We start from the raw sequence: 13,186 nt of genomic DNA, 5'->3' as shown, positions 1-13,186 counted from the left end.
ATGAAAAATCTCCCGACCGCGCGCAAGGCCGCGCAACCCATGTCACGCATCCGGCTGGCGGTCGCCTTGTGTGCCGCGATCGGCATGCTGCCGCACGCCGGCGCGCAGACCAGGCCCGCGACAGCTGCGCCCGCGCAAACAGCAAAGGCACCACGCATCTATCTTGCCGACGCGATTATCGCCGTGGTCAACAACGAGGTGATCACGCGCCAGGAGCTGGTCGAACGGATGCGGCTGGTCGAGCGCCGCATGAAGAATCAGGGCATCGCCTTGCCGCCGGAACCCGAACTGCAGCGCCAGCTGCTGGAGCGCATGATCGTCGACAAGGCGCAGATGCAACTGGCAAAAGAGGACGGCATCCGGGTTGATGACACGATGCTTGACCGCGCCGTTGCGCGCATCGCGGAGCAGAACAAGATGTCGCTGCAGGAATTCCGCACCCAGCTCGAGCGCGAAGGCACGCCATTTGCGAAATTCCGCGAAGAGATTCGCGAAGAGATCATCATGCAGCGTCTGCGCGAACGCGAAGTCGACAACAAGATCCAGATCAGCGAGTCGGAAATCGACAACTACCTCGCGGCCGAGCAGGGCGCGGCGGCACAGCAGGAATACAACCTGTCGCACATCCTCGTGCGCATCCCGGAGAATGCCACTGCCGAGCAGATCGCCGAACGGCGCAAGCGGGCGGAAGGCATCCTGCAGCAATTGCAGTCCGGCGGCGACTTCGCCAAACTGGCTGCAACGTATTCCGATGCGACCGACGCACTGACTGGCGGCGACCTCGGCTGGCGCAATCCGGACCGTCTGCCGCAACTGTTCGTCGATGCGATCGCGAACATGAAACAGGGCGACGTCTCGCCGCTCCTCAAGAGCGGCAATGGCTTCCACATCCTGAAGCTTTCCGGCAAGCGCAGCCCGAGCGTCATGAAGGGCGCCGCCGCTGCGGCCGTGCAACAGACGCACGTGCGCCACATCCTCATCAAGGTGAACCAGATCGTGTCGCCGGCTGACGCGAAGCGCAAGCTGCAAGAGCTCAAGCAGCGCCTGGACAACAATGCAGCCAAGTTCGAGGACCTGGCCAAGCTTTACTCCAATGACCTGTCCGCGTCCAAGGGCGGCGACCTCGGCTGGATCTATCCGGGCGATACCGTGCCCGAGTTCGAGCGCGCGATGGATGCGCTGAAACCCGGCCAGGTCAGCGAACCGATCGAATCGCCTTTCGGCTATCACCTGATCCAGGTGCTGGAACGCAAGAAGGATGACGTCTCTCCGGAGCGCCAGCGCCTGCTTGCGCGCCAGGCGATCCGCGAACGCAAGCTGGAAGAAGCGACGCAGGACTGGCTGCGCCAGTTGCGTGACCGCGCCTACGTCGAATACCGCTTCGACGGCGATGCGCGCTAAGCCGCCGGTCATGCAGCCGTGAGCACAAAACCGACCATCGCGATCACCTGCGGCGAGCCTGCAGGGATTGGGCCCGAAATCTCCGTCAAGGCGGCGTGGGAATTGCGTCACGCCGTCAATAGCGTGCTGATCGGCGATGCCGCGCTGCTGTCGATGACGGTGTCGGACATCGATCCCGCGATCCGGTTGCTGGCGATCTCCACGCTGGCGTTCCGCAACAGCGGTTTGCCCCAGCTCCCGCAGGACCGGATCGCCGTGATCGACTGCCCGCTGCTTGAGCCGGCCGTACCGGGCAAACTGGACAAGCGCAACGGCAAGGCCGTGCTGCAGACACTGGATGTCGCGATCCGCGGCGCCATGCAAAAGCAGTTCGACGCCATCGTCACCGCACCGCTGCAGAAGAGCACGATCAACGATGCTGGTGTGCCGTTTACCGGTCACACGGAATATCTGGCAGAGAAGACCAGCACGCCGCAGGTCGTGATGATGCTGGCCGGCGGCACGCCATTGATGCGCGTTGCGCTGGCGACCACGCACCTGCCGCTGAAAGATGTTGCGGCCGCGATTACCTTCGACAGCCTGATGCGTACCATCGAGATCGTGCACCACGACCTGCAGCGCAAGTTCGGCCTGCCGCAGCCGCGCATCCTCGTCACCGGCCTGAATCCCCATGCAGGCGAGGGCGGTTATCTTGGCCGTGAGGAAATTGACGTGATCACTCCGGTGCTTCAGGCTGCGCAGGCGAAAGGCATCGACGCGCGCGGCCCTTATCCGGCGGACACCCTGTTCCAGCCTAAATACCTGGAGCAGGCCGATTGCGTCCTCGCGATGTATCACGACCAGGGTCTTCCGGTGCTGAAGTTTGCCAGCTTCGGGCATGGCGTCAACATCACGCTCGGTCTGCCCATCATCCGCACTTCGGTGGACCATGGCACCGCGCTCGATCTTGCAGCTTCCGGCCTCGGCCATGCGGACCACGGCAGCATGCTGGAAGCCATCAAGGTAGCGGCACAGATGGCAGCCGCTTCTTCCTCAATCACTCAATGAAACATATTCCGCGCAAACGTTTCGGCCAGAACTTCCTGACCGATCAGGCGGTGCTGCACGACATCATCCGCGCCATCGATCCGCAGCCCGATGACACCATGGTCGAGATCGGCCCCGGCCTCGCCGCGATGACCCGCCTGCTGCTCGAGTCGCTGAAACAGTTGCATGTGGTCGAACTCGATCGCGACCTGGTGGCGCGCCTGAAGAAAAGCTTCGATCCGGAGCGCCTCATCGTGCATGAAGGCGATGCGCTGCAATTCGACTTCGCATCGATTTCCGCCGCGCCCGGCCACAAGCTGCGCGTCGTGGGCAACCTGCCGTACAACATCTCCAGCCCGCTGCTGTTCCATCTCGCAGAGATGGCGCCGCAGGTGCAGGACCAGCATTTCATGCTGCAGAAGGAAGTGGTGGAGCGCATGGTGGCCGAGCCGGGCAGCAAAACCTATGGCCGACTGTCCGTCATGCTGCAGTGGCGCTATTACATGGAACTGTTGTTCGTCGTTCCGCCGACCGCATTCGATCCGCCGCCGCAAGTCGATTCCGCCATCGTGCGCATGATCCCGCTCGCGCAGCCGCTGCCGTGCGATGCGCCGGCACTGGAGCAGGTGGTGACGAAGGCCTTCTCGCAACGGCGCAAGGTGATCCGCAACTGCCTCGCCGGCATGTTCACCGAAAACGACCTGGTCGATGCCGGTATCGATCCGCAGGCACGTCCTGAAACGGTGCCAGTCGAGCAGTTTGTTGCGTTGGCAAACCGGCTCTCATTACGCTGACAATTAGTTGTCCACGAAAGACACGAAAAACACGAAAGATACTGAAAGAATCAGAATCGCTTTTTTCGTGTTTTTCGTGAATTTCGTGGACAAGATAAGGCGGACTTAATCTCATCCGGATCGGCCGGGCTGCGCTCATGTGCGTGGTAGACAGGCTCTATGCGCGGAGAATTGTTTGTCCACGGAAAACACGGAAATTGAGAAGGGTTTCTTTTCCGTGCCTTCCGTGTTTTCCGTGGACAAAACAATACGAACTTAAACCAGCCCAAACCAGCCGAGCAACGCACCCACGCCCAGCATCCAGAGCAAGGGCATCTTCGTACGCCAGATGATCAGTGCGGCGGCTGCCGTCAGCAGCCACAGGCGCCAGTCCGTTGACGGATTGTTGTGGGCGCTCGTCAGGATCCAGCCGGTGGAGATCAGCAGGGCGATGACGATGGGCGCCAGTCCCTGCTTGAAGGCGCGCACGGCGCGCAGGCTGCGGTTGCGATGGCCCCATTGCGCCGCGAGGAATGTGAGTGTTGTACTGGGCAGCATCATGCCAACCATCGTGAGCAGTACGCCGAACAAGCCCATCGGAATGCTGCCAGTATTGATGCCGACATGCCAGCCCATCAACGCGACGAACAGTACGTTCGGGCCCGGCGCGGCCTGTGCCAGCGCGATCGATGCATTGAATTGCGTGTCGGTGATCCAGTGGTGCTCGTCGACGAGGTAGCGATGCATGTCGGGCGCGGTCGTGATCGCGCCGCCGACGGCCAGCAGTGACAGCGACATGTAATGCAGGAACAACTGGAGCCAGTCGCTCCACTGCATGGAAAGATGCAAGGCATTGCTCACGGCTTGAGCTTCCGGTAGGCGAGCACAAAAGCGGCCACGCCGAGTACGGGCAGTACATACGCGAGCGGCCAGTGCAGCAGGGCGATCGCGATGAAGCAGGCCAGGCCGAGCGCGATGCAGACCGGAAGCCCGAGCGGGCTGGTCTTGAGGGCGCTGAACAGTTTCAGCCCGGTGGCCGTGATCAGGCCGGCCGCAACTGCGCCCATGCCGCGCAGTGCACCGGCCAGCGCAGGATGATCCGCGAAGCGCGAATAGAACATGATCAGCAGAAGAACGATGATGAGAGGCGCCACGAGCATCCCGGCCAGCGCCGCCAGGGCGCCGGGCAGGCCGAAGTAGCGGCCGCCGATCATCAGCGACAGGTTCACCACGTTGGGGCCGGGCATGATCTGCGCAACGGCCCAGTCCTCCACGAACTCTTCGCGCGTCATCCAGCGCTTCCTCTCCACGATCTCGTGCTGCACGATGGCGAGCACGCCGCCGAAACCTTGCAGTGCCAGCAGGGAAAAGGAAACGAACAGGTCGGTCAGCGATTCGGGACGTGGATGCTCGGTTGTCTGCGGGGCTTCCATGAATCGACCGAATCCCTTACTGCGGCTTGCGCTCGATCAGCTCGATCTTGTAGCCGTCCGGGTCCTGTACGAAGGCGATGACCGTCGATCCGCCCTTGACCGGGCCTGCCTCGCGGGTGACAACCCCACCCTGCGCTTTCACGTTTTCGCAGGTCTTGTAGGCGTCTTCCACCTCGATCGCGATGTGTCCGTATGCCGAGCCGAGATCGTACCTGTCGACGCCGTAGTTGTAGGTCAGTTCGAGCTCGGCGTGTTCCGGGTTCTTGCCGTAGCCGACGAAAGCGAGCGTGTATTTCTGCTCGGGCCGGTCGGTGGTGCGCAGCAGGTTCATGCCGAGCACCCTGGTGTAGAAGTCGATGGAGCGTTGCAGGTCGCCGACCCGCAGCATGGTATGGAGAATGCGCATGACTGTTTCCTGTTGTCGTTCAGAATATTGGTAGTGTTTCCGGCCCGCTCTCGCGCAACACGCGCTTTGCCGCCTGGAATTCCGGGAACACGGATTGCACCGTGGCCCAGAAGCGCGGGCTGTGGTTCATTTCGCGCAGGTGCGACAGTTCATGCGCCACCACGTAATCGATCATGGGCAAGGCAAAATGGATCAGGCGCCAGTTCAGCCGGATCTTGCCTTCAGCCGTGCAGGAGCCCCATTGCGTTGCGGCCGAGGACAGCGCGAAAGACTGGTAGCGCACGTCGAGCTTTTCCGCATAGACGGGCAGGCGTTCCGCAAAAATGCGTTTGGCTTCGGCCTGCAACCATCCTTGGACTCGATCCTTCAACTGTTGTTCGCCGGAGTCGGGCGGCAGGCAGACCGTCAGCTCGCGCGCAACAGCATCAAATGCGATGCCGGTCGATTGCGCCGCAAGGATGCGCAGCGTGACGTCCTCACCAAGATAGGGCAGTTTTGCGCCGTCGCACCATTGCATGTGCGGCTGCAGGCGGCGCGCGGACCGCTCGCGGCGTTCGGTCAGCTTGGCAAAGATCCAGCGCTGCTTTTCGCGGATGGCGCTCTCGATCTCAGCGACGCTCACCCAGCGCGGCGCGGTGATGCGCAAGCCGTCGTCATCGATCAGGAAACCGATGGAGCGGCGCCTGGAGCGCAGCAGGCGGTAGTCGAGGATATGCACGCCGACCTGGATGCGTCGCCTTCCTTGCGGGGCGGCAGGCGAGGGCGGCGTGGAAGGCGAGGGCGTCAACTGCAGCGGATCGCGCTGCGGGACGAAGGTCGATCCGGGTGCCTGTTGCGGCGCCGGCTGATCGACCTTCGGTTGCGATGAATGTTCGGGAGAAAAAAAGTCGAGCTGCAACGCAAGCTGTTGCGGATCAGGCGGAGTCTGGCGTAGCAGCTTCAAGGGAGTCGGAGAGTTTGTTTTTTGAATAAATTCCGGGCGATGAAATCACCCGCATCTCAGATTCTATCCAATTTTCAACTTGTTGCATGAGCTGTGCTGCAGTCAGGCCTTCCGGCGAAATCGGTTTGCCGATCGAGACGGTGATCAGGCCGGGCTTCTTGATGAAGGAATTCTTCGGCCAGCATTCGCCCGCGTTCATGGCAATGGGCACTGCCACGGTGTTGGTTTCCACTGCGAGCCGCGCGCCGCCGCCCTTGTACTTGCCTTTCTTGCCGACATGCGAGCGCGTGCCTTCGGGGAACATGATGATCCACAATCCCTCTGCGAGACGCTTCCGGCCGCGCTCGACGACCTGCGCAAAGGCGTCGCGCGTATTGCCGCGATCGATCGGGATCATGCGCAGCAGTGCGATGCCCCAACCGAAGAAGGGAATGTACAGCAGCTCTTTCTTGAACACGTAAACCAGCGGACGCGGCATGGCGTACAGAAAGAAGATGGTTTCCCAGGCCGACTGATGCTTGGACAGCAGGATGGCCGGTGAGTCCGGCAGGTTCTCATAGCCCTTGAACTGGTAGCGGATGCCGCAGATCACCTTGGCGGACCAGATCACGAAGCGGTTCCAGAACGAGGTAAGGAAGTAGCGCTTCCTGTAGGGGAGCGGCGCGAACAGAAAGCACATTGGCGCCCAGACCAGTGTTGCAAGGATCATCAGCAACACGAAGAGGAGCGAGCGCAGGAACGGAATGATGTTGGACATCGAGTCTCCAGTCATGGCGGAAGATATTCCCCTGGCGCGCATTACGCGGCAGCGGGAACGTCCGTATTTGTTGTTAACAGGTGGTCAACCACGGCGGCGAGATTGGGGTGGACGGTTGTGCCCGGCGGCAGGCCGCCGGTTTCCTGCGTCTTCTTCCCCTTGCCGGTCAGGACCAGGTAGGGAATGCACCCGCTCACAAAGCCGGCTTGCAGGTCGCGCAGCGAATCTCCGACCGTGGGCACACCCTTCAGGCTGACGCCGAAGCGCTTGCCGATTTCCAGCAGCAGGCCGGGCTTGGGCTTGCGGCAGTCGCAATTGTCGTCCGCCGCATGCGGGCAAAAGAAAACCGCATCGATGGTGGCGCCCACCTGCTTGGCGGAGGTGTGCATTTTTTGATGAATCGCATTCAGCGTCACGATATTGAACAGGCCGCGGGCGATCCCGGACTGGTTGCTTGCGACGACCACGCGATAACCGCACTGGTTCAGGCGCGCGATCGCTTCGAGCGAGCCCGGGATCGGAATCCATTCATCCGGCGACTTGATGAATTTGTCGGAGTCGTAGTTGATGACGCCGTCGCGGTCGAGGATGATCAGTTTCATGTTCGCGTGCTCGCTTGGTGTGCCTGATCTGGCGCTCACGCCGCCAGCTTCGAAATGTCCGCCACCCGGTTCATCATGCCGTGCAATTCCGACAGCAGTGCGAGGCGATTGTTGCGCAACTGCTCGTCTTCCGCCATCACCATCACGTCATTGAAGAAGGCGTCGACATCATTGCGCAGATGCGCCAGCGCCTTCAGGGTACCGGTGAAATCACCCTTGGCGAATGCCGCATCCACGCGCGGCTTCAATTCCGTCATCGCCGCATAAAGGCTGGCTTCGGCGGCTTCCTTCAGCAAGTTCTTCTGCACGGCGCCGGTAGCCACTTCGGTCTTCTTGAGGATGTTGGTGATCCGCTTGTTGGCGGCGGCCAGCGACTCGGCTTCCGACAGCGCGGCGAAGGCGTGCACGGCGTCGAGGCGCTCGATGATGTTGTCCAGGCGGTCCGGATTCTGCGCGACCACTGCTTCGATTTCATTCTGCGCATAGCCGCGCTCGCGCAGCAGGCCGCGCAGGCGGTCGAGCATGAAGTTGAAGACTTCCGCGGTGGAATCCTTGAAGTTGGCGTTGCCCGCGAACAGCTGTGCCGCATCGCGCAGCATGCCGTTCAGCGACAGCGGCAAGCGCTTCTCGACCAGCATGCGCAGCACGCCGAGCGCATGGCGGCGCAAGGCGAACGGGTCCTTGTCGCCGGTCGGCTGCAGGCCGATGCCCCAGATGCCGACCAGCGTTTCCAGCTTGTCGGCCAGCGCCACCACGGTGCCGGTTTGCGTCGAGGGCAATGCATCGCCGGCGAAGCGCGGCTGGTAGTGTTCGGAAGCAGCAAGGGCGACTTCATCATGTTCGCCGTCATGGCGCGCATAGTAGGTGCCCATGATGCCCTGCAGCTCGGGGAATTCGCCGACCATGTCGGTCAGCAGGTCGGTCTTGGCCAGCAGTGCGCCGCGTTCAGCCAGTGCAACGTCCGCATGCAATTCCATTGCGATCTTGCCGGCGAGCGTCTTGACGCGTTCCGTGCGCTGCGCCTGCGTGCCGAGCTTGTTGTGATAGACGACGTTCGCGAGGCCGGGCAGGCGGTCGGCGAGCTTTTTCTTCTTGTCCTGCTCGAAGAAGAATTTTGCGTCGGACAGGCGCGGGCGCACCACGCGCTCGTTGCCGCCGATGATGTGCTGCGGATCGGCAGTTTCCAGGTTCGAGACGATCAGGAAACGTGAACGCAGCCGGCCGTTGGCATCGGTCAGTGCGAAATATTTCTGGTTCGTCTGCATCGTCAGGATCAGGCACTCCTGCGGCACCGACAGGAAGCTTTCTTCGAACTGGCAGGGATACACGACCGGCCATTCGACCAGTGCCGTGACCTCATCGAGCAATGCTTCGGGCATCAGCACCTTGTCATGGCCTGCCTTCTCCAGCAGTGCGGCGCGGATCTTTTCCTTGCGTGCGCTGACGGAGGGGATGACCTTGCCTTGTACTTCGAGAGTCGTTTCATACGATTCCGCATTGGCGATCGCCAGTTCGCCTTGGGACAGGAAGCGATGGCCGAGCGTCGAGCGACCGGCGGACAGGCCGAGGATGGCGACCGGCACCACCTCGCCGCCATGCAAGGCAATCAGCTTGTGCGCCGGGCGCACGAACTGCACGGTCGAACCGTCCGGGCGCTGGTAGCTCATCACTTTCGGAATCGGCAGCTTGCCAACGATTTCTTCCAGCACTGCTTCGAGGCCGCTGTGCAGGGTCGAGCCTGGTGCGGTATAGGTGTAGAAGAAGCTCTCCGCCTTGCCGTCCTGCGCGCGCTCGAGGTCGCTCAGCTCGAGGTCGGGAAAGCCGAGGGCGGCAAGTTTCTTCGCCAGCGGCGCCGCGGGATTGCCTTCCTTGTCGAGTGCAACGGCGACTGGCAGCACTTTTTCGCGGATCGATTTGTCCGGCGAGTTGGCGCGCACGCTGGTGATCAAGACCGCGAGACGGCGCGGCGTGGCATAAGCGGTAAAGGCCGAATCAGGCTCGACGAAGTCGCGCGCTTTCAGGCCGTTGAAAATGCCGGCGGCAAACGCATCGCCCAGTCTGGCCAGTGCCTTGGGCGGGAGTTCTTCGGTGAGCAGTTCGACTAACAGTGTCTGGTTCATGGTTTATTCTGCGCTGTTTCCGTTCTCGCCCTCACCTTCAAGGGGAGGGCCGGGGTGGGGATGGGTTGGGTAAGCATCGCTTGAAGCCTATCCTCCACTTGACCTCCCGGTTGAAGGGGGAGGGAATTCGTTATTCGATAATTCCGTTTCTCAAGCTGCCTTGCGCGCGTCACCGCACATCGGGAAGCCCAGCTTTTCGCGCGAATCGTAATACGCCTGTGCGACCGCGCGCGACAGGTTGCGAATGCGTCCGATGTAGGCTGCGCGCTCGGTCACCGAAATCGCGCCGCGTGCGTCGAGCAGGTTGAAGGTATGCGCCGCCTTCAGGATCATCTCGTAGGCGGGCAGGGCTAGCGGCACTTCCAGCAGGCGCTTGGCTTCGGATTCGTAATTGGAAAACAGCGAGAACAGGAATTCGGTGTTCGAATGCTCGAAGTTGTAGGTCGACTGCTCGACCTCATTCTGATGGAACACGTCGCCATAGGTCAGGCGCTTGGTCACGCCGTGCTCTTCCCATTCGGTCCAGATCAGGTCGTACACATTCTCGACGCCTTGCAGGTACATCGCGAGGCGCTCGATACCGTAGGTGATTTCACCCAGCACCGGCTTGCAGTCGAGGCCGCCGACCTGCTGGAAGTAGGTGAACTGCGTGACTTCCATGCCGTTGAGCCAGACTTCCCAGCCGAGGCCCCATGCGCCGAGGGTCGGATTTTCCCAGTCGTCTTCGACGAAGCGCACGTCGTTCTGCTTCAGGTTCAGGCCCAGTGCCTCGAGCGAGCCAAGATACAGGTCAAGGATGTTTTCCGGCGCCGGCTTCAGCACCACCTGGTACTGGTAGTAATGCTGCATTCGGTTCGGATTTTCGCCATAGCGGCCATCCTTCGGGCGGCGCGACGGCTGCACATAGGCGGCGCGCCATGGTTCCGGGCCGATGGCACGCAGGAAGGTCGCAGTATGCGAGGTGCCCGCTCCGACTTCCATGTCGTAAGGCTGGAGCAGGGCACAGCCTTGCGCATCCCAGTACTCCTGCAGCTTCAGAATGACTTGTTGAAATGTTAGCATCGTGTGGTGACCCTCCTGCGCGGCAGCGCAGGACGAAGGTGGTGAATGGTGGAAACTCGCTAAAACCCTAGATTTTAGCGGTTTTCAGAGGCCTTATGCGCATTCTTGCGACTGGCGCGGCCGAGCAGGCGCGCCGCGGCAAGCAGCAACACCGCGCCCGCCAGGACGATGATGTTGCCGTAGCGGATATACGGCGTGAAGCCTTCGAAACCCTGCACGCTGGCCGTCAGCACACCGCGCTGGAATGGCGGCAGGCGGGCGACGACCTCACCCTTCTGGTTAATGACCGCCGTTGCCCCGGTATTGGTGGCGCGCAGCATCGGGCGTCCCGTTTCCAGCGCGCGCATCTGCGATATCTGCAGGTGCTGAGGCAGGGCGATCGAATCGCCGAACCAGGCAATGTTCGACATGTTCAGCAGGATGGTCGCCTGCGGCATGTCGGCCGTTCCGCCTGCGGCGATCTGCGCAGCGATTTCCTCGCCGAACAGATCTTCGTAACAGATGTTCGGCAGGATCCACTGATCGCGTACCGCAAACGGTTTCTGCAGCAGCTTCCCGCGCGTGAAATCGCCGAGTGGAATGTTCATCATCTCCACGAACCAGCGTGCGCCAAGCGGAATGAATTCACCGAAGGGAACGAGGTGGTGCTTGTCGTAGCGATACGTCGGCGCGTTCGCCTGCGGCGACAGGCCCACCATGCTGTTCGCATATTGCCCCGGCCCGTCGCTGACCGGGATGCCGAGCGCGATGTGGCTTTTTGATCGCCGTGCGAATGTCGACAGCAGGTCGAGGTAGTCCGCCGGCAACTGGCTCGAGAGCAGCGGGATGGCTGTCTCCGGCGTGGCGATCAGGTCGGCCGGTTCGCGCGAGATCATGCCGTAATACAGCGAGAGCGTCGCCTCGATCTGGTCGGGTGCGAACTTCATTTCCTGCGGCACGTTTCCTTGCAGTAAACGCACCGAAATCGGGCTGCCGTGCGGCGTGGTCCAAGCAATGGATTTCAGGCCGAAACCTGCGGCCAGCAGCGCGGCGGCCAAGGCCAGCGGGAGCCGCCTTGCGGGCAGCAGCGCGAGGCAGCCGGCCATCATCCCCGCGATCCAGCCCACACCATAGACGCCGACCACCGGCGCGAAACCGGCGAGCGGACCATTCGTATGCGCATAGCCGGAACTGACCCAAGGGAATCCGGTGAATACCCAGCCGCGTATCCATTCCGCCAGCGCCCAGAGCGAGGGAAAGACCAGCAGCAGCGTTACCGGCTCCGACAGACCCCAGCGCTGCTTCAGGCGCACGCCGCTGCCCAGCGCGATTGCGGCAAAGATGCTCAATCCGAAGGCGAGCAGGCCAACTGCAGCGGCCGCCATCCAGCCGGGCAAGCCGCCGTAACGGTGCATGCTGATGTAGAGCCAATGGAAGCCGGTTGCCAGCCAGCCGAAGCTGAAGGTCCATCCGATCCATTGTCCTTGCCGGAATCCTTGTGCACGCAAGGCTAGACGGAACACCAGCGCCGTTGCCACGATCTGCAGCGGCCAGACGCCGAACGGCGCGAACGCCAGCACGTTGACGGCGCCGGCAACGACGGCGATGAATGGAATCAGCAGCGGAGAAGATGCGGGGGAGGAGAGCTTGTTCACGCGGTCAGGGGCGAATGTTATTTGTCTTGTTATTGATTGTTCGGACGTTGGCCAGATTGACCGACCGGCGCCGACTGGTCGGCGCCGTTGCGAGACTGCTGGTAGAAGATCAGGAAGCGGCCTGTGCTTCCTGCTCCGGAAGTTTGTCCACCAGCAGCACATGCGCTTGCCGCGCGTCGGCGCGCAGCACTTCGAAGCGCAGGGTATCGATGTCGAAGATATCTCCCTTGCGTGGCACGCGCCCGAGGTGGTTGGCGACCAGTCCGCCTATCGTGTCGACGTCTTCGTCCGAAAATTGCGTGCCGAGCGTTTCATTGAACTGCTCAATCTCGGTCAGCGCCTTGACGCGCCAGCGCAAGCCACGCGCGCCATCCCTGACCGGCAGAATGTTGTCTTCTTCCTCGTCGAAGTCGTACTCGTCCTCGATATCGCCGACGATCTGTTCAAGCACATCCTCGATCGTGATCAGGCCGGCGACGCCGCCATATTCGTCGACGACGATGGCCATGTGGTTGCGGTTGGCGCGGAAGTCGCGCAGTAGCACATTCAGTTGCTTCGACTCAGGGATGAACACGGCCGGGCGCAGCATGTCGCGCACCTCAAAGAACTCTTCCGCATAGTAGCGCAGCAGGTCTTTTGCCAGCAGGATGCCCACCACCTTGTCGCGATCGCCGTCGATGGCTGGAAAGCGCGAGTGCGCTGTTTCCAGTACCAGCGGCATCCATTCCTCGATGGGCTTGGTGATATCGATGACGTCCATCTGCGAACGCGGCACCATGATGTCGCGCGCGGACAGGTCGGAAACCTGGAACACGCCTTCGATCATCGACAGCGCGTCGGCATCGATCAGGTTGCGTTCATGCGCCTCGTGCAGAATCTCGAGTAGTTCGGCGCGATTTTCAGGTTCGGGGGAGATGAGTGCGGTCAGGCGTTCGAACAATGACCGGTGTGGTTTGGTGTCAATTAACTTGTTGGCACCACTAGGGTGATCTTGCATATGGCGGGAAGCCGTCGTTGGAAGTGGGTATA

At 61.7% G+C, this 13,186-nt stretch carries 13 protein-coding genes; 3 read left to right on the top strand and 10 right to left on the bottom strand.

Annotated elements, in window-relative coordinates; translation table 11 throughout:
- The 3 genes from VJ698_RS04630 to rsmA are packed head-to-tail and all read left to right on the top strand — an operon-like array spanning window position 1 to window position 3,221.
- Entirely contained in the window at window positions 1-1,401 is a 1,401-nt protein-coding gene (locus VJ698_RS04630) for a peptidylprolyl isomerase (protein WP_324101529.1), read from the top strand.
- Between the two features lie 18 nt (window positions 1,402-1,419).
- Window positions 1,420-2,448 carry a 4-hydroxythreonine-4-phosphate dehydrogenase PdxA gene (gene pdxA, locus VJ698_RS04625; RefSeq protein ID WP_324101527.1) on the top strand — a complete coding sequence of 343 codons (1,029 nt, stop codon included), beginning with the start codon at window positions 1,420-1,422 and terminating at the stop codon, window positions 2,446-2,448.
- Window positions 2,445-3,221, top strand: a complete 777-nt coding sequence (gene rsmA / locus VJ698_RS04620; protein WP_324101526.1) for a 16S rRNA (adenine(1518)-N(6)/adenine(1519)-N(6))-dimethyltransferase RsmA — start codon at window positions 2,445-2,447, stop codon at window positions 3,219-3,221. The genes pdxA and rsmA overlap by 4 nt, the downstream gene beginning before the upstream one ends.
- A gap of 255 nt (window positions 3,222-3,476) precedes the next feature.
- Here the strand turns inward: rsmA and VJ698_RS04615 are convergent, their stop codons facing one another.
- The 10 genes from VJ698_RS04615 to VJ698_RS04570 all read right to left on the bottom strand — a co-directional run bounded on the left by VJ698_RS04615 (window position 3,477) and on the right by VJ698_RS04570 (window position 13,154).
- A complete protein-coding gene (locus VJ698_RS04615) occupies window positions 3,477-4,061 on the bottom strand; it encodes a chromate transporter (RefSeq protein WP_324101525.1) in 585 nt (194 codons plus the stop codon).
- Window positions 4,058-4,633, bottom strand: coding sequence for a chromate transporter (locus tag VJ698_RS04610; protein WP_324101524.1), 576 nt, complete (start codon window positions 4,631-4,633; stop codon window positions 4,058-4,060). Before VJ698_RS04610 ends, VJ698_RS04615 begins: the two co-directional genes overlap by 4 nt.
- Window positions 4,634-4,649: 16 nt before the next feature.
- Window positions 4,650-5,039, bottom strand: coding sequence for a lactoylglutathione lyase (gloA, locus tag VJ698_RS04605; protein ID WP_324101523.1), 390 nt, complete (start codon window positions 5,037-5,039; stop codon window positions 4,650-4,652).
- A 19-nt stretch (window positions 5,040-5,058) separates the two neighbouring features.
- Window positions 5,059-5,982, bottom strand: a complete 924-nt coding sequence (locus tag VJ698_RS04600; protein WP_324101522.1) for a SprT family zinc-dependent metalloprotease — start codon at window positions 5,980-5,982, stop codon at window positions 5,059-5,061.
- Window positions 5,954-6,739: a lysophospholipid acyltransferase family protein gene (locus tag VJ698_RS04595; protein ID WP_324101521.1), complete on the bottom strand. Its 786-nt coding sequence runs from the start codon at window positions 6,737-6,739 to the stop codon at window positions 5,954-5,956. Before VJ698_RS04595 ends, VJ698_RS04600 begins: the two co-directional genes overlap by 29 nt.
- Before the next feature lie 41 nt (window positions 6,740-6,780).
- The gene (gene gmhB, locus VJ698_RS04590) at window positions 6,781-7,341 is read right to left on the bottom strand and encodes a D-glycero-beta-D-manno-heptose 1,7-bisphosphate 7-phosphatase (RefSeq protein ID WP_324101520.1); all 561 of its coding nucleotides are present in this window, start codon (window positions 7,339-7,341) and stop codon (window positions 6,781-6,783) included.
- A gap of 35 nt (window positions 7,342-7,376) precedes the next feature.
- Complete coding sequence (gene glyS / locus VJ698_RS04585) at window positions 7,377-9,461, bottom strand: glycine--tRNA ligase subunit beta (RefSeq protein WP_324101519.1); 2,085 nt, start codon at window positions 9,459-9,461, stop codon at window positions 7,377-7,379.
- Between the two features lie 150 nt (window positions 9,462-9,611).
- Window positions 9,612-10,523, bottom strand: a complete 912-nt coding sequence (gene glyQ / locus VJ698_RS04580) for a glycine--tRNA ligase subunit alpha (protein ID WP_324101518.1) — start codon at window positions 10,521-10,523, stop codon at window positions 9,612-9,614.
- 74 nt (window positions 10,524-10,597) lie between these two features.
- Window positions 10,598-12,157, bottom strand: a complete 1,560-nt coding sequence (gene lnt, locus VJ698_RS04575) for an apolipoprotein N-acyltransferase (protein ID WP_324101517.1) — start codon at window positions 12,155-12,157, stop codon at window positions 10,598-10,600.
- Between the two features lie 109 nt (window positions 12,158-12,266).
- Complete coding sequence (locus VJ698_RS04570; RefSeq protein WP_324101516.1) at window positions 12,267-13,154, bottom strand: HlyC/CorC family transporter; 888 nt, start codon at window positions 13,152-13,154, stop codon at window positions 12,267-12,269.
- Window positions 13,155-13,186 lie beyond the last annotated feature (32 nt).

It is taken from the genome of Noviherbaspirillum sp. (assembly GCF_035254685.1).
In the GTDB taxonomy this organism is placed as follows: Bacteria; Pseudomonadota; Gammaproteobacteria; order Burkholderiales; family Burkholderiaceae_D; genus Noviherbaspirillum.
This window is presented reverse-complemented; position numbering and strand designations above follow the sequence as displayed.

Coding starts and splice junctions, on each gene's coding strand:
- VJ698_RS04610 (WP_324101524.1), bottom strand. CDS start 4,633: ATGGAAGCCCCGCAGACAACCGAGCATCCACGTCCCGAATCGCTGACC.
- gmhB (WP_324101520.1), bottom strand. CDS start 7,341: ATGAAACTGATCATCCTCGACCGCGACGGCGTCATCAACTACGACTCC.
- VJ698_RS04595 (WP_324101521.1), bottom strand. CDS start 6,739: ATGTCCAACATCATTCCGTTCCTGCGCTCGCTCCTCTTCGTGTTGCTG.
- glyS (WP_324101519.1), bottom strand. CDS start 9,461: ATGAACCAGACACTGTTAGTCGAACTGCTCACCGAAGAACTCCCGCCC.
- gloA (WP_324101523.1), bottom strand. CDS start 5,039: ATGCGCATTCTCCATACCATGCTGCGGGTCGGCGACCTGCAACGCTCC.
- VJ698_RS04570 (WP_324101516.1), bottom strand. CDS start 13,154: ATGCAAGATCACCCTAGTGGTGCCAACAAGTTAATTGACACCAAACCA.
- VJ698_RS04630 (WP_324101529.1), top strand. CDS start 1: ATGAAAAATCTCCCGACCGCGCGCAAGGCCGCGCAACCCATGTCACGC.
- rsmA (WP_324101526.1), top strand. CDS start 2,445: ATGAAACATATTCCGCGCAAACGTTTCGGCCAGAACTTCCTGACCGAT.
- glyQ (WP_324101518.1), bottom strand. CDS start 10,523: ATGCTAACATTTCAACAAGTCATTCTGAAGCTGCAGGAGTACTGGGAT.